16 protein-coding genes are annotated in these 17517 nt (G+C 66.9%); 6 read left to right on the forward strand and 10 right to left on the reverse strand.

Annotated elements, in window-relative coordinates; translation table 11 throughout:
• Positions 1–81: 81 nt before the first annotated feature.
• Positions 82–459: a response regulator gene (locus AC1DE3_RS19465; RefSeq protein ID WP_476780088.1), complete on the forward strand. Its 378-nt coding sequence runs from the start codon at positions 82–84 to the stop codon at positions 457–459.
• Positions 460–495: 36 nt separating this feature from the next.
• On the opposite strand, the gene AC1DE3_RS19470 is transcribed toward AC1DE3_RS19465, so the two are convergent.
• The 6 genes from AC1DE3_RS19470 to AC1DE3_RS19495 form a co-directional block, all read right to left on the reverse strand.
• Positions 496–1884, reverse strand: coding sequence for a sensor histidine kinase (locus AC1DE3_RS19470; RefSeq protein WP_441509931.1), 1389 nt, complete (start codon positions 1882–1884; stop codon positions 496–498).
• Between the two features lie 88 nt (positions 1885–1972).
• Positions 1973–2398 carry a hypothetical protein gene (locus AC1DE3_RS19475; protein WP_476780089.1) on the reverse strand — a complete coding sequence of 142 codons (426 nt, stop codon included), beginning with the start codon at positions 2396–2398 and terminating at the stop codon, positions 1973–1975.
• 2 nt (positions 2399–2400) lie between these two features.
• A complete protein-coding gene (locus AC1DE3_RS19480; RefSeq protein WP_476780090.1) occupies positions 2401–2760 on the reverse strand; it encodes a glycine zipper domain-containing protein in 360 nt (119 codons plus the stop codon).
• A 109-nt stretch (positions 2761–2869) separates the two neighbouring features.
• On the reverse strand, positions 2870–4003 hold the full coding sequence (locus AC1DE3_RS19485) for an AI-2E family transporter (protein ID WP_476852671.1): 1134 nt from the start codon (positions 4001–4003) through the stop codon (positions 2870–2872).
• Positions 4004–4091: 88 nt separating this feature from the next.
• Positions 4092–7133 carry a DNA polymerase I gene (gene polA, locus AC1DE3_RS19490; RefSeq protein WP_476852672.1) on the reverse strand — a complete coding sequence of 1014 codons (3042 nt, stop codon included), beginning with the start codon at positions 7131–7133 and terminating at the stop codon, positions 4092–4094.
• A 188-nt stretch (positions 7134–7321) separates the two neighbouring features.
• Positions 7322–8260: an aldo/keto reductase gene (locus AC1DE3_RS19495; protein WP_476852673.1), complete on the reverse strand. Its 939-nt coding sequence runs from the start codon at positions 8258–8260 to the stop codon at positions 7322–7324.
• A 216-nt stretch (positions 8261–8476) separates the two neighbouring features.
• Here AC1DE3_RS19495 and AC1DE3_RS19500 point away from each other — a divergent pair, with 216 nt between their 5' ends.
• The gene (locus tag AC1DE3_RS19500) at positions 8477–9316 is read left to right on the forward strand and encodes a universal stress protein (protein ID WP_476780094.1); all 840 of its coding nucleotides are present in this window, start codon (positions 8477–8479) and stop codon (positions 9314–9316) included.
• 45 nt (positions 9317–9361) lie between these two features.
• On the opposite strand, the gene typA is transcribed toward AC1DE3_RS19500, so the two are convergent.
• The gene (gene typA / locus AC1DE3_RS19505) at positions 9362–11185 is read right to left on the reverse strand and encodes a translational GTPase TypA (protein WP_441509938.1); all 1824 of its coding nucleotides are present in this window, start codon (positions 11183–11185) and stop codon (positions 9362–9364) included.
• 153 nt (positions 11186–11338) lie between these two features.
• The gene (locus tag AC1DE3_RS19510; RefSeq protein ID WP_441509939.1) at positions 11339–12625 is read right to left on the reverse strand and encodes a TAXI family TRAP transporter solute-binding subunit; all 1287 of its coding nucleotides are present in this window, start codon (positions 12623–12625) and stop codon (positions 11339–11341) included.
• Between the two features lie 114 nt (positions 12626–12739).
• Between AC1DE3_RS19510 and AC1DE3_RS19515 the strand changes: the two genes are divergently transcribed.
• The 4 genes from AC1DE3_RS19515 (at position 12740) to AC1DE3_RS19530 (ending at position 16710) form a co-directional block, all read left to right on the forward strand.
• A complete protein-coding gene (locus AC1DE3_RS19515) occupies positions 12740–13423 on the forward strand; it encodes a phosphoribosylanthranilate isomerase (protein ID WP_476780095.1) in 684 nt (227 codons plus the stop codon).
• Entirely contained in the window at positions 13420–14667 is a 1248-nt protein-coding gene (gene trpB / locus AC1DE3_RS19520; RefSeq protein ID WP_476780096.1) for a tryptophan synthase subunit beta, read from the forward strand. The genes AC1DE3_RS19515 and trpB overlap by 4 nt, the downstream gene beginning before the upstream one ends.
• A gap of 254 nt (positions 14668–14921) precedes the next feature.
• Positions 14922–15866, forward strand: coding sequence for a glycosyltransferase family protein (locus AC1DE3_RS19525; protein WP_476852674.1), 945 nt, complete (start codon positions 14922–14924; stop codon positions 15864–15866).
• On the forward strand, positions 15832–16710 hold the full coding sequence (locus tag AC1DE3_RS19530; protein ID WP_476852675.1) for a glycosyltransferase family 2 protein: 879 nt from the start codon (positions 15832–15834) through the stop codon (positions 16708–16710). The genes AC1DE3_RS19525 and AC1DE3_RS19530 overlap by 35 nt, the downstream gene beginning before the upstream one ends.
• Here AC1DE3_RS19530 and AC1DE3_RS19535 read toward each other — a convergent pair.
• On the reverse strand, positions 16655–17251 hold the full coding sequence (locus tag AC1DE3_RS19535; protein ID WP_441509943.1) for an SCO family protein: 597 nt from the start codon (positions 17249–17251) through the stop codon (positions 16655–16657). The two genes, AC1DE3_RS19530 and AC1DE3_RS19535, sit on opposite strands and share 56 nt — an antisense overlap.
• Before the next feature lie 33 nt (positions 17252–17284).
• The gene (locus tag AC1DE3_RS19540; RefSeq protein ID WP_476780098.1) at positions 17285–17461 is read right to left on the reverse strand and encodes a hypothetical protein; all 177 of its coding nucleotides are present in this window, start codon (positions 17459–17461) and stop codon (positions 17285–17287) included.
• Between the last annotated feature and the right edge of the window lie 56 nt (positions 17462–17517).

The following is a 17517-nucleotide window of genomic DNA, read 5'->3' on the forward strand; positions in this document are numbered from 1 at the left end:
TCGAGATGGAAGCAGGAACATCGCCAATCCCATGACGTTATCGAGACATCATGGGGTTGCAGAGTGAGAAGCCGCCGGTCGATGGCTGATATCCGCGTTCTGATCGTCGAAGATGACCCGTTCATCGCCATGGACATCGAAAGTGCCGTGGCGGAGCAGCTAGGCGCCGAGGCCGAGCTGATCGTGGTCGAATCCGTCGCCGAAGCACACCGCGCCGCGGCTAGAAAATTGTCCTGCGCGCTGCTCGACATCGACGTCGTCGACGGCAAGACCTTCGACGTCGCGCGTGCTCTTCAGAAAGCCGGAACACCCTTCGCTTTCGTCTCGGGATCGGCTCCGAGCGATGTTCCCGCCCCTCTGCGCAGCGAACGCTTCCTGCGCAAGCCGTTCTCGATTGGCGAAGTGGCCCGTTTCGTCGTGAATGCGATCGGGGCCCGCGACGAGGCCACCCAAGGCTAGCGGCCAAGCGCTCGATCAGCGCACAAACTCAACGCATCAAGGCGAAGGCTGCGAGTTCTCCCGCTTCGGAAACGTCAACGTCACACGCGTCCCGGGCCGTTCGTTCCCCGGGCGCAGCGGCTCGGTCGTCATTGTGGCCCGCATGCTGCGCAGCAGGCTCGCGATCACCGTCTGTCCCAGGCCCTTATTCTCGGCTGCGGCGGGCAGACCGACGCCATCGTCCTCGATCGACATGGTGAGGGCCGGCGCGTCCTCAGCGTCTTCGCGTGCGAAGCGGATCATGACTTTCCCGGGCATACCGTCCGGAAAAGCATGCTTGATCGCGTTGGTGACGAGCTCGTTGACGATGACGACGAAGGAGACGGCATCGCGCCCCGGCAGGCGGATCGAATCCATATCGAGATCGATGGTGATCGGGCGACCTTCCGCCGCCTTGCCGATCTCGGCGAGCAGGTCCTCCATATAAGGGCGCGCGTCGATCTCGTCCGTCTCGATATCGAGGCGCAGCCGCCTCTGGCCGGCCGCGATCGCCTGGATGCGCGACTGCGCCTGAGCCAGCGCTGCCTTCACCGCCGGCTCCCGCGTCTGCCGGCTCTGAACGTTGAGCAACGCCGAGACCATAGCCAGGTTGTTGCCGACACGGTGATTGACGTCGCGCAGCAGCGCCTCGATCCGCAGATGTTCGTTCTCGAGCTGCCTGGTCCGTTCGCTGACGATCTTTTCGAGCTCGGCATTGCTGAGCGCCAGCGCCAGGCTGCGGCGCTGGCGCCGGCGCAGCTGCTGCCAGGCGGCGAACGCCAATCCCGCCAGCGCGATGACGATACCCGTGCTGCCCCAGAGCCGGCGGCGCTCCTCCCGGCGATAGAGAGACAGGAGGCGGACGTTCTCCGTCTGCTGGATCTCCCGCACCGTGTCGCGCAGCCGATCCATCGCGTCGTTGCCGGTGGCATCGCGCACGAGGGCCAGCGCCTCATCGCGGCGCCCTGCCCGCTCGAGCACGATCGTGCGGTCGAGCTCCTCGAATTTAAGGCGCATGTCGTCGCGCAGTTTGGCCACCTGCGCCGTCTGGAGCGGATCGGCATCGACGAGGGCGGCGAGGATATCGAGCTCCGGCCCGGCTGCCGCCCGCCCTTCCGTGAAGGGTTCGAGATAGCTCGCCTGGCCCGTGAGGAGATAGCCGCGCTGGCCGGTCTCGGCATCGCGGAGCCGGCCGAGGAAGCGCTCGGCCCGCTCGCGGATCTCAACGGCATGCGCGGCCGAGTCGGCGGCCTCGCGCGCCTGCTGGTTGATCCACGCAGCCACGACGATCGCCACGGCAACGACGCCGATCGCAATGATCGTGGTCGTCGCCGAGCGAAGCCGCGTGCCGAAGGCCGGGAGGGCCGGAAGCGAAAATCGACTGCGTGTGCTCACTTGGGCAGGCATGCCAGCCTTGTTAAAGGACGCATGCCGATATCCCTATGTAAAATGACACAGGCCGTCCACCGCGGCGGCGCCGAACAGGTCTGTGAGGTCACGCCTCGTCCTTGTCCTTGTCGCCGCCGGCAACGATCTGTCGGCCGAGAATGGCGCCGAGCACGACTACGCCACCGGCGACAGCTATGCGCCAGCTCAGCCGCGGACCGATCAGCTTTGCGGCCAATGGCGCTGCAGCGAGCGCCGCCGCGGCGGTCGGGCGCGGCGGCCGGCGCCGGTTCTTGACGAAAAGCCCAATGCTGAAGGCCAGCAGAGCCGCTGCAAACAGCCCTCCCGCGATCCACAGGCTCGCAGCGATCGCGCCGTAGCGAAGCGCCAGCAGCGTGTGCAGGGCGTTCAGCGCGTAGCCGGCCGCGCAGAGCAGCAGCAAGGCCGCAACACCGAACAGGCCGTAAACGGTGACGTTGCGCTTCACCGCCCCGGAAACCTCCGAAGCGATGAAAGATCCGAGCCCCCCCAGCATGGTCAGCGCGCCGACAGATAGCCGACGAACAATCCGACCGCGGCCGCCAGGCCGAGGGCGCGCAGCGGGCGCTCGCGGATCTCGTCCTCGATCAACCTCTGCAACTCGGTGGCCTGCTCCTTGGCGACATCGACCATCTTGTCGGTGTCGACGCCGACGGCGCGCAGCCGATCCGTCACGGTCGCCGCGATTTCTTCGGCGCTGCGGGTCAAGGTGTCCTCGAGCGCGCTCGTCTGCCGCTTGGCACGGGCACCGGACTGGCGCATCTCGGCCGCAACATCCTCGGCACCCGCCTCGACTTCGGCCTTGGCGCGCTTGGCGGCCGCGGCCGCCTGACGTTTCGCGGATGTCGTTGTTGCCATGGCGATCGGTTCCTGTCGCTTTCCTGAAAGGGGATGGTGCCGGGGCGGCTGCGCCGCCGCAAGAGGCCCCGCCGCTGTCGCAACGCGCCCGGCCGCGGTTCTGTTCCGGCTAGGCCGCCTGGGCTTCCTGCGCCTCCTCGCCGTCAGCCTTGGCCTTCTCGCGGCGATAGCGGGCGAATTCCTCCTGCGCCACCATGGCGACGATCACGATCGGCGTCGAGAGCACCGCTCCGATCGGCCCCCAAAGCCAGAGCCAGAAGATGAAGGCGATGAAGACGAGGAAGGGGGAGATCGTCAGCCGATTGCCGACGAAGACCGGCGTCACGGCATTCCCTTCGACGAGATGGAGGGCGTAGTAGGCCGCGGCCGGCCAGAGCGCGGAGAGAAGTGACGGTGCATCCAGGAGCGCGCCCGCCAGCAGCAGAACGGCGACGATCGCCGGACCGATGAAGGCGAGATAGTTGAGCAGGAAGGCGAGCGCACCCCAGAAAACCGGGAAAGGCAACCCTGCCAACCAGGCAATGGCCATGGTCAGCACGCCCATCCCGAGATTGATCACCGTCACCAAAGCGAAGTAGCGCGCCACCCGGATCTCGATCTCCTCGAAGAACGAGCCGGCGGATCGGCGCGCACCGCGGCCGAGGCAGAGCCTGAGGATCCGGGCCTTGAGGTGACGCCGTGTCGCCAGCCAGAAATAGACGGTGGCGACAAAGATCAGCATGCCGCCCGCGGCCGCCGAGGACGTCAGGGCGATATCGAAGAGCGGGTTGCCCTGGGAGACGCTGAGCTCGGCGCCCTTGCCCGTCATCGCGGCGATGCCGCGCTTGAACTCGTCCATGAAGGCGAAGACGCCGGCGAGCTTGGTCTGGAGGGCCGCCATCATCGCGGGGGCCTGATCGCTCCAGCCTGCGACCGGCACGGCAAGGATCGCGACCGCTCCGAGCAGCAGGCCAATGAAGAACAGAACCACGAGCGCCGATGCCGCCTGCTGCGGCACGCCATAGCGAACGAGCCCGTCGGCCAGCGGGCCGAGCACCAGCCCGAAGATGACGCCTGCCATGACCGGCATGGCGATGACCTTGGTCAGCGCGAGCGAGGCCGTCGCCAGGATGACGAAGATGCCGACAATGGCGTAGCGGACGATGAGATCATGCTCGTAAGCCGTGACCTCGGCGCTTTCCTCCACCGGATCCGGTTCCGCCATATAACGCGGAAACGGCCGCCAGGCCGATGAGCTGAGCATGTTCCTGCTTCCAACGCGTTAGAGCACGCGCCCCCCTGGCGCGTCGGTAGCGTCAACGCGGGATGGATCGGCCCGGTTCCCGGCGGCCTCAGTGCGCCTCGTCCCAGTTGTCGGCGGCGCGGGCCTCGACGGCGAGGGGCACCCTGAGCTGCACGGCCGGATGCGGGGCTTCGACCATCACCTTCTCGATGATCGGCAGGGTCCTTGCGACTTCCTCCTCCGGCACCTCGAAGACGAGCTCGTCATGGACCTGCAACAGCATCCGGGCATTGAGCCGGTTGGCGGCCAGTGCGTTGTCCATGCGGGTCATGGCGCGGCGGATGATGTCGGCGGCCGAGCCCTGGATCGGTGCGTTGATCGCCTGGCGCTCGACGAAGGCGCGCTCCGACGGGTTCTTCGAGGAAACCGCCGGGAAATGGCAGACCCGGCCGAAGATCGTCGTGACCTGGCCGTGGGCGCGCACATGGGTCTTGGTCTGGTCCATGTAGTCGCGGATGCCGGGGAAGCGCTCGAAATATTTGCGGATATAGGCGCTCGCCTCCTCGCGGCCGATGCCGAGCTGGTTGGCGAGGCCGAAGGCCGAGATGCCGTAGATGATGCCGAAATTGATCGCCTTGGCGCGGCGGCGCACCTCGCTCGGCATGCCCTGCACGGGCACGCCGAACATTTCGGAGGCCGTCATCGCGTGGATGTCGATGCCATCCGCGAAGGCCTGCCGGAGCTGCGGGATCTCGGCGATATGGGCGAGCAACCGCAATTCGATCTGGCTGTAGTCGGCCGAGACGAGCTTATAGCCCTTCTCGGGCACGAAGGCCGTTCTGATCTTGCGGCCCGCTTCCGTGCGGATCGGGATGTTCTGCAGATTGGGCTCGGAGGAGGAGAGCCGGCCCGTCGTCGTCGCCGCCAGCGCATAGGAGGTGTGGACCCGGCTGGTCTGCGGGTTCACATAGCCCGGCAGCGAATCCGTATAGGTCGATTTCAGCTTGGCGAGCTGGCGCCATTCGAGAATTTTCGAAGGCAGCGCGTGGCCCTGCTCGGCGAGATCCTCCAGCACGCCGGCGCCGGTCGCCCATTGGCCGGTCGCGGTCTTCTTGGCGCCTGCCAGCCCCATCTTGCCAAACAGGATGTCACCAAGCTGCTTGGGACTGCCGATGGTGAACTTCTCGCCGGCAAGCTCGTAGATCTCGTCCTCGAGCCGCGCCAGCCCCTGCGCGAAATCGCCGGAGAGGCGCGACAGGATCTGCCGGTCGATGGCGATGCCGCGCGTTTCCATGGCGGCGAGCACGGCGACCATCGGCCGCTCCAGCACCTCGTAGACCGCGGTCTTCTTCTCGGCGGCCAGCCGCGGCTTCAGCGCGAGCCAGAGGCGCAGCGTGACATCGGCATCCTCGGCGGCATAGTCGGTCGCCTTGTCGAGCGGCACCTTGTCGAAGGTCACCTGCGATTTGCCGCTGCCGGCCACCTGTGCATAGGGGATCGTCTCGTGGCCGAGATGCAGCTCCGAGAGCTTGTCCATGCCGTGGCTGTTGGTGCCGGCATCGAGCGCATAGGAAATGAGCATCGTGTCCTCGATCGGGGACACGGAGAGCCCGTGGCGCTCCAGCACCAGTAGATCGTATTTCAGATTCTGGCCGATCTTGAGCACGCCCTTGTCGGCAAGCAGGGGCTTCAAGGCCGCGACGGCCTGCGCCAGCGGGATCTGCTCCGGCAGCAAGCCCTCGTCGAAGAGGCCGCCATCCCCGGCACGGTGCTGAAGTGGGATGTAGCAGGCGCGGCCGGGCGCAACCGCCAGCGAGATGCCGACGAGATCGGCCTGCATCGCGTCGAGCGAATTCGTCTCGGTATCGAGAGCGACATGGCCGGCCTGATAGGCCCAGCCGATCCAGCGTTCGAGATCGGCGAGCGTGCGCAGGCATTCGTATTTGGAGCGGTCGATCTTGGCCGCGATCGCCTCGTTCTTGCGGGACGCGGCCAGATCGGCTGGCTTCATCCAGCCGGCCTCGCCACCGCCGGCCTCCGGCGCAGTCGCGGCCGGCGACGGCGCAGCGGGGCCGGTGGCAGAGACGGCGTCCTCTATGGCATCGGCGCCGGCATAGAGCGCCTTGAGCTCGGCCGCGCGCGAGCCGCCCGGCGCCAGCGCGGGATCGGGGTCGATCGCGCCGACATCGGCCTCATAGGCCTCGGCGACGCGCTTGGTGATGGTGGTGAATTCCATCGCCTTGAGGAAGGCGACGAGCTTCGCCGGGTCCGGCTGTTCGAGCGTCAGGTGTTCCAGCGGCGTCTCGACCTTCACATCGTCGACCAGCGTGACGAGCTTGTGCGAGATGCGGACCTTCTCGATCACTTCCGGATTGGTCAGCGTCTCCCGGCGCTTCGGCTGCTTGATCTCGCCGGCCCGCGCCAGCAGGGTTTCGAGATCGCCATATTCGCCAATGAGCTGCGCGGCCGTCTTGATGCCGATGCCGGGCGCGCCCGGCACATTGTCGGTGGCGTCGCCCGCGAGCGCCTGCACATGCGTGACCTTATCCGGCGTGACGCCGAAATACTCGACCACCTCCGGCTCGCCGATGCGGCGCTCGGCCCGGAAGCCGGCACCCTTCTTCTGGTCGCCGGAGGCGGGGTCGTACATCGCGACACCCGGCCCAACGAGCTGCATCAGGTCCTTGTCGGCGGAAACGATCAGCACCTCGGCACCGGCCTCGCGGGCCTGACGGGCATAGGTCGCGATCAGGTCGTCGGCCTCGTAGACATCCTGCTCGACTGGGATGAGACCGAAGGCGCGCACCGCCTCGCGCATCAGCGGGAATTGCGGGATGAGATCGGCCGGCGGCTCGGAGCGGTTGCCCTTATAGGCGGGGTAGATCGCCTTGCGGAACGAGTTCTCCGACTTGTCGAAGACGATGGCGAGATGAGTCGGCCTGACGCCGAGCACGCCTTCACGCACGAACTGGAAGAGCTTGGTGGCAAAGAGCCTGACCGCGCCGGAGGGCAGACCGTCCGATCGGGCGTTGTATTTCCGGTCCTGGTTGATCGACTGGAAATAGGCCCGGAAGATGAAGTTCGAGCCGTCGACCAGAAAGAGGTGGTCGCCGGGCTTCAGGGCGGGGGCGTTCGTGGCTGCATCGCTCATGGCGCGGACCATAAGCGGGCGCAGGCAGCGGGTCCATTGCGATGGCGGCGCGACGTGCAAGAAGCTGTCAGGAATGGCGGCGCCCAAGCCGTCATGCTCGGGCTTGACCCGAGCATCTCTTTCACCAGTGCACGCTTGTCCTGAGATTCTCGAGTCCGCGCGATGCGCGGCCCGAGAAAGACGACACGTTACTTCACGATCGCATCGATCTCCGCCAATTCCTCGGCGCTCAGCGCCCAGTCGGCCGCTCTGACGTTGGCCGCGACCTGCTCGGGCTTGGTCGCGCCGGCGATGACGCTGGAGACGACCGGCTGCGCGGCGAGCCAGGAGAAGGCGAGCTCGACGAGGCTGTGGCCGCGCGCCTCGGCGAAGGCAGTCAAACCCTCGATCCTGCGCCAGTTATCCTCGCTGAAGATCTCGCCGGCACGCTGCGGCAGCTTGGTCAGGCGTGCGCCTTCCGGCATCGCCGCGCCGCGCTTGTACTTGCCGGTCAGTGCGCCATTGGCGAGCGGGAAATAGGGCAGGAGACCCATGCCGTAATGGGCGATGGCCGGGATCAGGTCCTTTTCGGCGCCACGCTTCAGCAGGCTGTACTCGTCCTGCGCCGAGGCGAAGCCGGGAATGCCGAGATCGCGCGCCGTCCATTGCGCATCGGCAACCTGCCAGGCGACGACGTTCGAGCAGCCGACATAGCGGACCTTGCCCTGGCGGACGAGGTCGTCGAGCGCGCGCAGCGTCTCCTCGATCGGGGTCAGCGCATCGGGCCGGTGGAGCTGGTAGAGATCGATCCAGTCGGTCTTGAGACGGCGCAGCGAATCCTCGACCGCACTCATGATGTAGCGGCGCGAACCGCCCTTCTTCACGCCCTCGGCATCCATCTCCATGCCGAACTTGGTCGCCAGCACAATCTGCTTGCGCCTTGCGCCGAGCACCTCGCCCAGCGCCGTCTCCGAGCCGCCGCGCTCGCCATAGACATCGGCGGTGTCGAACAGGGTGATGCCGTGCTCGATCGCAGCATCGACCACCTTGCGGGTCGCGTCGAGATCGATGCGCCCGCCGAAATTGTTGCAGCCGAGCCCGACGAGCGAGACGCGCAGGCCCGAACGGCCGAGATTGCGGAATTGCATGGCAGTGATCCTCCTCCGGAAGGCGCACACAGGATCAGAGCCGGGACAGGCCGACAAGCGCAGCCGCCGTCACCCAGGCACTGCGCCCCGCGCAGAACGGAGACTTCGATGCCGACGCGCCTCCGGTTTCCCCTGGGGCATTTGACCCAGCGCAAGGCGCAGGCAGAATGATCCGGCAAACGTGTGCCGGACATTGCCCAACAACCGGAGATTTCGATGGCCCCGTCGATCAAGAGCGTCTTCACCGCCTATACCGAGGAAGGTCTGGGCGAGCATGACACCGCGCTGGGCTATGCCCTGTCGCTCGCCGAGCAGGCCGGCGCGCATCTGACGATCCAGGCGGCGGCGATGCGCTACGCCGTTCCGGCCTCGTTCGTCGGAGACTTTGGCGCCAGCTTCGTCAACGTCGAGAACCGCCGCATCAGCGCGCTCGCCGAGCGCTTCGCCGAGCACGCCAAGACCAGCGCCGGCCTCGCGGGCGTAACCAGCACCATCGAGACGCCACAACTGGTCTATGCCGAGCTCGCCGACCGGCTCGTCAGCGAAGCCCGCGTCCACGACCTTACCGTGCTCGATGTCGAGAAGGACGCGGCAGAGCGCGACCGGGGCCTGATCGAAGCCGCCCTGTTCGACAGCGGCCGGCCAGTGATCATCGTGCCGCCAGGTGCCGAAGCCTTTGCCGCCAAGCGCATCCTGATCGCCTGGGACGGCAGTGCGGGCGCCGCGCGCGCGGTCGCAGAAGTCCGGCCGTTCCTGAAAGGTGCCGAGGTCGAGATTCTCTCCGTCACCGGCGAGAAGGATCTGTCGCGCTTCGTCGCGGGAACGGAGCTGGCGCCGCATCTGGCGCGCCACGGCGCGTCCGTGACCGTTCGGAACGTCGCGGTGAGCGGAAAGAACGATGTGGCCGAGACGATCCGGCAGGCGGCAGCGGATTTCCGCGCCGATCTGATCGTCTGCGGCGCCTACAAGCATTCGCGACTGCGCGAATGGCTGCTCGGCGGTGTCACGCAGTCGCTGCTGAAGTCCACGCCRCTGCCGCTCTTGATGAGCCGCTGAACCGGGCCGAAATGAAAAGGGCCGCCAATATGGCGGCCCAATTCCTCAGGCCACTTCGGCCTTCTGCTTCTGCGAGCGCTTGCGCTCGTTCGGGTCGAGGATCGCCTTGCGCAGGCGGATCGACTTCGGCGTGACTTCGACGAGCTCGTCGTCGTCGATCCAGGCCAGCGAGCGCTCCAGCGTCATGCGGATCGGCGGGGTCAGGCGGACCGCCTCGTCCTTCGACGTCGTGCGGATATTGGTGAGCTTCTTACCCTTGAGCACGTTCACCTCGAGATCGTTCTCGCGGGTGTGCTCGCCGACGATCATGCCCTGATAGACCTTCCAGCCCGGCTCGATCATCATCGGGCCGCGATCCTCGAGGTTCCACAGCGCATAGGCCACGGCCTCGCCGGTCTCCATCGCGATCAGCACGCCGTTGCGGCGCCCGCCGATCTCGCCCTTATAGGGCAGGTAGTCATGGAACAGCCGGTTCATGATCGCGGTGCCGCGCGTGTCGGTCAGCAGTTCGCCCTGGTAGCCGATCAGGCCACGGGTCGGGGCGTGGAACACGAGACGCAGGCGATTGCCGCCCGACGGGCGCATCTCCAGCATGTCGGCCTTGCGCTCCGACATCTTCTGCACGACGACGCCGGAATGCTCCTCGTCGACGTCGATCACGACCTCTTCGATCGGCTCGAGCAGCTGGCCGTCCTCGCCACGCTTCAGCACCACGCGGGGACGCGAGACGCCGAGCTCGAAGCCCTCGCGGCGCATCGTCTCGATCAGGATCGCGAGCTGCAATTCACCGCGGCCGGAGACGATGTAGCTGTCCTTGTCGGAAGCTTCCTCGATCTTCAGCGCCACGTTGCCCTCGGCCTCCTTGAACAGGCGGTCGCGGATGACGCGGGTGGTGACCTTGTCGCCCTCGGTGCCGGCGAGCGGGGAATCGTTGACCATGAAGGTCATCGACACCGTCGGCGGATCGATCGGCTGCGCCTTGATCGGGGTCTCGACCGAGGGGTCGCAGAAGGTATCGGCGACGGAACCCTTCACCAGGCCCGCGATCGAGACGATGTCGCCGGCGACGGCCTCCTCGATCGGCTGGCGCTCCAGCCCGCGGAAGGCGAGGATCTTCGAGATGCGGCCGGTCTCGACGACCGAGCCGTCGCCGGAGAGCACCTTGACGGTCTGGTTCGGCTTGGCCGTGCCCGAGGTCACGCGGCCGGTGATGATGCGGCCGAGATAGGGGTTGGCCTCCAGCAGCGTGCCGATCATGCGGAACGGGCCTTCCTCGACGGTCGGCTCCGGCACATGGGAGAGGATGAGGTCGTACATCGGCGCGAGGCCGTTGTCCTGCGGGCCCTCCGGCGAATGGGCCATCCAGCCCTGCTTGCCCGAACCGTAGAGGATCGGGAAGTCGAGCTGCTCGTCGGTGGCGTCGAGCGCGGCGAAGAGATCGAAGACCTCGTTGATGACTTCGGTGACGCGTGCGTCGGGCTTGTCGACCTTGTTGATCGCCACGATCGGGCGAAGGCCGAGCTTCAGCGCCTTCGAGACCACGAACTTGGTCTGCGGCATCGGGCCTTCGGCCGCGTCGACCAGCACGATGGCGGAGTCGACCATGTTCAGGATGCGCTCGACCTCGCCGCCGAAATCGGCGTGGCCGGGCGTGTCGACGATGTTAATGCGCGTATCCTTCCAGACGACCGAGGTCGCCTTGGCCAGGATGGTGATGCCACGCTCCTTCTCGAGGTCGTTCGAATCCATCACGCGCTCGATGACGCGCTGATTGTCGCGGTAGGTGCCAGACTGCTGCAGCAGCTTGTCGACGAGCGTGGTTTTGCCGTGGTCGACGTGCGCGATGATGGCGATGTTGCGCATGGACATGCGGATAGGGCCTTGCTTTCAAGGCCACGAGCCGGTCAGGTTCGAAGCCCTGCCGGCGCAGCCAGTTTCACGTGAATCCGGAATTCGTTGCGCTGCACATAAACGCTGGAAGGCGTTTCGGCAACCGTTGAGGCTGCCGAAAGGTGAGCATGCTCAGACTTCGGCCAGTGCCCGCTGCCGCTCGGCAACGGCCCGGCCGACCTGATCGATGGCAAGCCGGTAGGCGGCCAGAGCGGCGGTATCGAGGTCGCCCTTGGCATAGTCGGCGAGAACGCGGGTCAGAATCTGGTCCGCCTCGCGCCCGAGCCGGGCGAGTTCCGCCTCGTCCTCGCAGGAGCGGATCACGGTAAGCAACTCCAATAGCTCGTCGAGGCCGGACATGGCGCGGCGGCGCCGGTTGGCGCTGTCGCGGCTGAGCAGCGCGGCGCCGCCGGTGCCAACCGCCGACAGGGCCATCGCACCGATATAGAACCAATCGCCGTAACGATCGAAAAAGGTCTCCTGCTCGCCGTCGATATAAGCTGCGGCGCCCGAATGGACCGGCAGCGGCGCGTCCTTGTCGGTCGAGGGAGTTTCCAGCGCCTGCACTGCCGGCACCTCCCCCGCAAGCGTCAGTCTCAGACCGAGGACGTCCTTGGTCAGGTCGCCGACCAGATTGTCGTCGAGGCTTTGCGCAGCGACGAGGCGCGAGGTGATCGAGATCGTCTGCAGGCCCTCGGCCGGCCGGGGCGGGTCGCCGCCCAGCGCGCCGCGGACGATCTCACCGGATTCGATCGCGCGATAGTGAGCCGCCAGCGCGTCGGCCTCGCGGATCGGGATCAGGACCGGGTCCTCGCCCCAGGCGGTCCGCAGGCGGCGCAGGCCTTCATTGTTGGTGTGCGAGCCGACGGCATTGATCGAGAAAAACACCTCGATGCGCCCCTCCTTCGCCGCCGGGATCACCTCGTCGGGCGCCAGGGCGACGATCTCGACATCCTCGGGCCGCACCTCGTACTGCGTCAGGACGCGCTTGAGCAGGGTGAGATTTCCCGGCGGGTTGCGGATCACGCCGACCTTGCGGCCGCGCAGATCGGCAATGCGGGCGATGGCGCTCTCTTTGGTCGTGATGAAAAAGGGAAAGGTCCGCCGGGTGATCAGAACCGTGTCTGCGGTGGAAGGCATGGCGATGTCGGCCCGCAGCATGGCAAGATCGGCCTGTCCGGCATCGATTTTCTTCGCACTGTCCTCGGAGCCTTCCGTCAGGATGAGGCGCAGGCGGATGGCGGCCTTGTCGCGGTTGAGGCCCTGGACGAAGGCCGCCGCCATACGCGCATCCTCGGAGCCGAGGGGGCCGACAGCCAGACGCAGCGTGTGCGGCTGGCTGACATAGTAAAACCCCGCGGCAGCGAGGCCGGACATGGCGAGCAATGCCGCCAAAACCGCCAGACCGCGCCTGCCCATGCCCAGCCGGACCAATCCGTGCCCCCTTCGTCGCCCCGTTCAGCATGACTTCCTTCGCCATCATGTCGCAAGTACGGCATGCACCGGCGAACGGACCATGCTAAAGGCTCGGCCATGTCGATTGGCTCCCCGTTCCTGGTCAAGATCTGCGGTCTCTCAACCCCCGAGACCATGCGTGCCGCGCTCGATGCCGGCGCGGACATGATCGGGCTCAACTTTCACCCGAAGAGCCCGCGCTTCGTCACGCCCGAGCGCGCCGCCGAGTTGGCCGACATGGCACGCGGCAAGGCCGAGATCGTCGCGCTGGTCGTGGACTGGGACTTGCAGCGCGCCGCCGAACTGGCCCGGTTCCTGAAGCCCGACTGGCTGCAGCTTCATGGCTCCGAGCCGCCGGAACTGGTCTCAGCCATCGCCGCGGCAAGCGGCAGGCCGGTGATGAAGGCGCTCGGCATCGCCGAAACCGGCGATCTCGCAGCCATCGCGGCCTATCGCGACGTGGCCGGCCGCATCCTGCTCGACGCCAAGCCGCCGAAGGACGCGGCCTATCCCGGCGGCCACGGCCGGCCCTTCGACTGGACGCTGCTCGCCGATCTCGACCCCGGCTTTCCCTTCATGCTATCGGGCGGGCTCGATCCGGCGAATGTCGCGGACGCTATTCGTATCGCCCGGCCGGCGGCCGTCGACGTCTCCTCGGGCGTCGAAAGCGCGCCGGGGGTCAAGGACCCGCAATGGATCGCGGAATTTATCGCGGCGGCCCGCAAGGCCGCTGCGGCAGTACAGGAAGGCTCGAGCGCATGAACGCCCCCTCCAACCCCAACAGCTACCGCAACGGCCCCGATGAGAACGGCCGCTTCGGCCTGTTCGGCGGCCGCTTCGTCGCGGAGACGCTGATGCCGCTTATCCTCGAGCTGGAGCAGGCCTATAGCGCAGCCAAGGCCGATCCGGCCTATCATGCCGAGATGACGGACGGGCTGAAGCATTATGTCGGCCGGCCCTCGCCGCTCTATTTCGCCGAACGACTGACCGAGCATTTTCGTAGTCAGTCGACGGCCTCCGGCCTATCGGGCGGCGCCAGGATCTACCTGAAGCGCGAGGAGCTGAACCACACCGGCTCCCACAAGGTGAACAACGTGCTCGGCCAGATCCTGCTGGCGCGGCGCATGGGCAAGAAGCGCATCATCGCCGAGACCGGCGCCGGCCAGCATGGCGTCGCGACCGCGACGCTCTGCGCCCGCTACGGCCTCGAATGCATCGTCTATATGGGCGCGGTCGATGTCGCCCGTCAGGCTCCCAACGTCTTCCGCATGCAGATGCTCGGCGCCACCGTCGTTCCGGTCGAATCCGGCACCAAGACGCTGAAGGACGCGATGAACGAGGCGCTGCGCGACTGGGTGACCAATGTCGCGACGACGTTCTACTGCATCGGCACGGTCGCGGGCCCCCATCCCTACCCGGCGATGGTGCGCGACTTCCAGTCGATCATCGGCAAGGAGACCCGCGAGCAGATGCAGGAGGCCGAAGGCCGCCTGCCGGATTCGCTGATCGCCTGCATCGGCGGCGGCTCCAATGCGATGGGGCTGTTCCACCCCTTCCTCGACGACGCCTCCGTCGAGATCTACGGCGTCGAGGCCGCCGGCCACGGCATCCCGAGCGGCCTGCATGCGGCCTCGCTCACCGGCGGGCGCCCCGGCGTGCTGCACGGCAACCGCACCTTCCTGCTGATGGATGATGACGGGCAGATCAAGGACGCCCACTCGATCTCGGCCGGGCTCGATTATCCCGGCATCGGCCCCGAGCATTCCTGGCTGCACGATGTCGGCCGGGTGAAGTACCTCTCGGCCACCGACGAGGAGGCGCTGGAGGCGTTCCAGCTGATCTCCAGGTTGGAGGGTATTATTCCAGCGTTGGAGTCGGCGCATGCCCTCGCCCGCGTCGCCGAGCTTGCCCCGCAGAAGCCGAAGGACCATCTGATGGTGGTCAATCTCTCCGGCCGCGGCGACAAGGATATCCCGCAGGTCGCGGAGATCCTGGCGGGACGCTGATCGTCGCCTCGCACGCCCAAAGTTCTTGCCTCGAGGCTCTCGACTCCCGGTATATAATCGGCAACCATGAGTTGTTCAGGCGCGTTCGCGCCGGAACTGCTGCATGAGGCGGGACCGGGCCGGTGGGGGACAGCGGTAGCGACAGCTGTTCGATCGATCCCGGACTCGCGACTGCGGGTTTTCCGGTCGAAATCGCTTTTCTCGCGCGGCACGGCGTAGCCCCTGCCGCGCTGAGGCGGGCAGCCGAGCGCGCCATGCGCAACCGCACCGATCCCGCGCGCGAAGCCATGGCGCTCGGCCTGATCGACGAAGTCGGTTTCTACCGTGCGTTGGCGGCCGAGATGGGCCTATCATTCCGATCCACTCCCCCGTCGCTGCTGCCGGGTGGCGGATATGGCGCGATCCTGCGCCAGGGCATCGCGCCCACGGAGGAAGGGACCTCGCTCCGCTTCGTACTCGCGCCGGAAGGGCCGGCGCTGCGTCGAATGCTCGAAGGCGGCCCGCGACGGCGCGCGGATATCGCGGTGACAACGCCGCGCCGCTTCGCCGAGGCCTTGCGCCGTTCCAATGCCGCCGAACTGGCGCGCCATGCCGCTGGGCTCGACGAGACCGGGCTCCTCCGCGACAGCGCCCGCACCGGCGCCGGCCGCGGCCAGGTGATCGCCACGGGCATCAGTCTCACTGCGGCGGCGATCGGCGGCATCTTCGCGCCCCTCGAAACGTTCTTCGCGCTCGCCCTGCTGCTCGGCCCGCTCTTTCTCGGCCTCATCATGCTGCGCCTCGCGACCACGATCGAACGCACGACGCCCGATCTCTGGCAAAGCCATCGGTGGCGCGTCGACGATGCGCGCCTGCCGGTCTACACGGTCGCCGTGCCGATGTACCGCGAGGAGGCGGTTCTGCGGCAATTGACCGATGCGCTCTGCGCCCTCGACTATCCGCCAGCCAAGCTCGATATCCGCCTGCTGATCGAGGCCGACGATGCGGGCATGCGCACGGCGCTGGCAAAGATGGCGCTGCCGCCGCACTTCACCGTGACGGTCGTGCCGCCGGGCGTGCCGCGCACGAAGCCGCGGGCGCTCAATCTCGCGCTGCTCGAAGCCCGCGGTTCGCTGTTCACCATCTTCGATTGCCGAGGACATCCCGGACCGGCAGCAGTTGCGCATGGCGGCAGCACGCTTCCTTGGCGCGCCACCTGAACTTGCCTGCCTGCAGGCGAGGCTCGTGATCGACCACGCCGAGGAAGGCACTCTCCCTGGCCTTTTCGCCCTCGAATATGCCGGGCTCTTCGAGGTGCTCAACCCCGGCCTGCTTCTGTTCCAGCTGCCGATTATGCTGGGCGGCACCTCGAACCATTTCCGGACCGAGGTGTTGCGCAAGGTCGGCGGCTGGGACGCCTGGAACGTCACCGAAGATGCCGATCTCGGCCTGCGGCTGGTACGCGCGGGCTATCGCATCTGCGATCTGCCCTCGACGACGCGTGAGGAGGCGCCTCTGACGATCCTGGCCTGGCTCAAGCAACGCTCGCGCTGGATCAAGGGTTACATGCAGACCCTGGTGACGCATTCGCGCAACCCGCTCGCGCTGCTGCGAGAGGCCGGTTTGAGCGCGAGCTTTGCCTTCCTGTCGCTGACTTTCGGCACGATCGCGACAGCGCTGGGCTATCCGGTCTTCGCCCTCGCCGCGCTGCTCGCCTACTGGGATGGTTCGCTGTTCGCCCCGGTCGGCACGTTCGCGACCGTCACCTCGACGATTGCCCTCTGCGTCTGGCTTCTCGGAAGCGTCGCACTTTTCGCGCCCCCGGCGGTCGGCGCGCTGCGCAGGGGCTCACCCGGCCTGCTCCTGCTGCTGCCGCTGCTGCCGCTCTATTACGCTTTGGTCTCGGTCGCCGCCTGGATGGCGCTCTACGAGTACTTCAATCGCCGCTTCGTCTGGAACAAAACCGAGCACGGGCTGGCGCGCCGGCGCGCGCCCGTCGAGGCGCCGGCTACGAGTGACGCAGCCATTCCGCTGCAGCCTGTGCCGGAGTCTGCTCGATATTGAACGCGCCGATGAAGCTGCCGTCCTTGCCCATCAGATAGACCAGTGCGGTGTGGTCCATCGTGTAGTCGCCATCCTTCAGCGGCACCTTCTTGGCGTAGGCGCGGTAGGCCTTGACCACGGCGTCGATCGCCGGCCGGTCGCCACTCAGGCCAATGATGCGGGAATCGAAGGAGCCGAGATAGCTCTTCATGGTTTCCGGCGTGTCGCGCTCCGGGTCGACGGTGATGAACAGCGCCTTGAGCCTCTTCGCCTTGTCGCTCTCGCCAGCGGCCCGCAGCGCCTCGGATATCTCGAAGAGCTTGGTCGGGCAGACATCCGGGCAATGGGTGAAGCCGAAGAAGACCAGGAACGGCGAACCCTTCAGATCCGTGTCCGAAAGCGGCGTTCCGTCCTGCGTCGTCAGCGTGAAGGGGCCGCCGACGCTCGCGGTGCCGCTCCCTCCGCCCTGGCGACCAGGCGCGAAGGTCAGGATCGCAGCCGCGGCCAGCGCGAGCGCGCCGGCAAGGAACACGACGAGAGGAAGGACGATACGGCGGTTCACGAAGAGCTTCCCGGAAGAGCGGACTACAAGCCGCTAGAAACACGCGACGATGGCGGCGATGAGCCCGTCGGTGAAGAGCCGGTCCCCCTCGCGCCACCACAGCAGCAGGCCCGCCAGCAACAGCCCGAAGAAGCCGCCGCCAAGCAACAGAAGCCCGTTGCGGCTCGAAGAGCCCGCCCCGGCTTGCGCTGTCGGATCCACCTGCACCATTCCGCCACCCTATCGCCAGCCGGCGCCGCCCGAAAGCGGGCGGCGTGACGCAGGGG

The sequence above is a fragment of the Allobosea sp. 10L417 genome (assembly GCF_056395485.1).

What these genes read in the sequence shown, in the direction of transcription:
- AC1DE3_RS19465 (WP_476780088.1), top strand. Translation starts at nt 82, where the DNA reads ATGGCTGATATCCGCGTTCTGATCGTCGAAGATGACCCGTTCATCGCC.
- AC1DE3_RS19470 (WP_441509931.1), bottom strand. Translation starts at nt 1,884, where the DNA reads ATGCCTGCCCAAGTGAGCACACGCAGTCGATTTTCGCTTCCGGCCCTC.
- AC1DE3_RS19475 (WP_476780089.1), bottom strand. Translation starts at nt 2,398, where the DNA reads ATGCTGGGGGGGCTCGGATCTTTCATCGCTTCGGAGGTTTCCGGGGCG.
- AC1DE3_RS19480 (WP_476780090.1), bottom strand. Translation starts at nt 2,760, where the DNA reads ATGGCAACAACGACATCCGCGAAACGTCAGGCGGCCGCGGCCGCCAAG.
- AC1DE3_RS19485 (WP_476852671.1), bottom strand. Translation starts at nt 4,003, where the DNA reads ATGCTCAGCTCATCGGCCTGGCGGCCGTTTCCGCGTTATATGGCGGAA.
- polA (WP_476852672.1), bottom strand. Translation starts at nt 7,133, where the DNA reads ATGAGCGATGCAGCCACGAACGCCCCCGCCCTGAAGCCCGGCGACCAC.
- AC1DE3_RS19495 (WP_476852673.1), bottom strand. Translation starts at nt 8,260, where the DNA reads ATGCAATTCCGCAATCTCGGCCGTTCGGGCCTGCGCGTCTCGCTCGTC.
- typA (WP_441509938.1), bottom strand. Translation starts at nt 11,185, where the DNA reads ATGTCCATGCGCAACATCGCCATCATCGCGCACGTCGACCACGGCAAA.
- AC1DE3_RS19510 (WP_441509939.1), bottom strand. Translation starts at nt 12,625, where the DNA reads ATGGGCAGGCGCGGTCTGGCGGTTTTGGCGGCATTGCTCGCCATGTCC.
- AC1DE3_RS19515 (WP_476780095.1), top strand. Translation starts at nt 12,740, where the DNA reads ATGTCGATTGGCTCCCCGTTCCTGGTCAAGATCTGCGGTCTCTCAACC.
- trpB (WP_476780096.1), top strand. Translation starts at nt 13,420, where the DNA reads ATGAACGCCCCCTCCAACCCCAACAGCTACCGCAACGGCCCCGATGAG.
- AC1DE3_RS19525 (WP_476852674.1), top strand. Translation starts at nt 14,922, where the DNA reads ATGCGCAACCGCACCGATCCCGCGCGCGAAGCCATGGCGCTCGGCCTG.
- AC1DE3_RS19530 (WP_476852675.1), top strand. Translation starts at nt 15,832, where the DNA reads ATGGCGGCAGCACGCTTCCTTGGCGCGCCACCTGAACTTGCCTGCCTG.
- AC1DE3_RS19540 (WP_476780098.1), bottom strand. Translation starts at nt 17,461, where the DNA reads ATGGTGCAGGTGGATCCGACAGCGCAAGCCGGGGCGGGCTCTTCGAGC.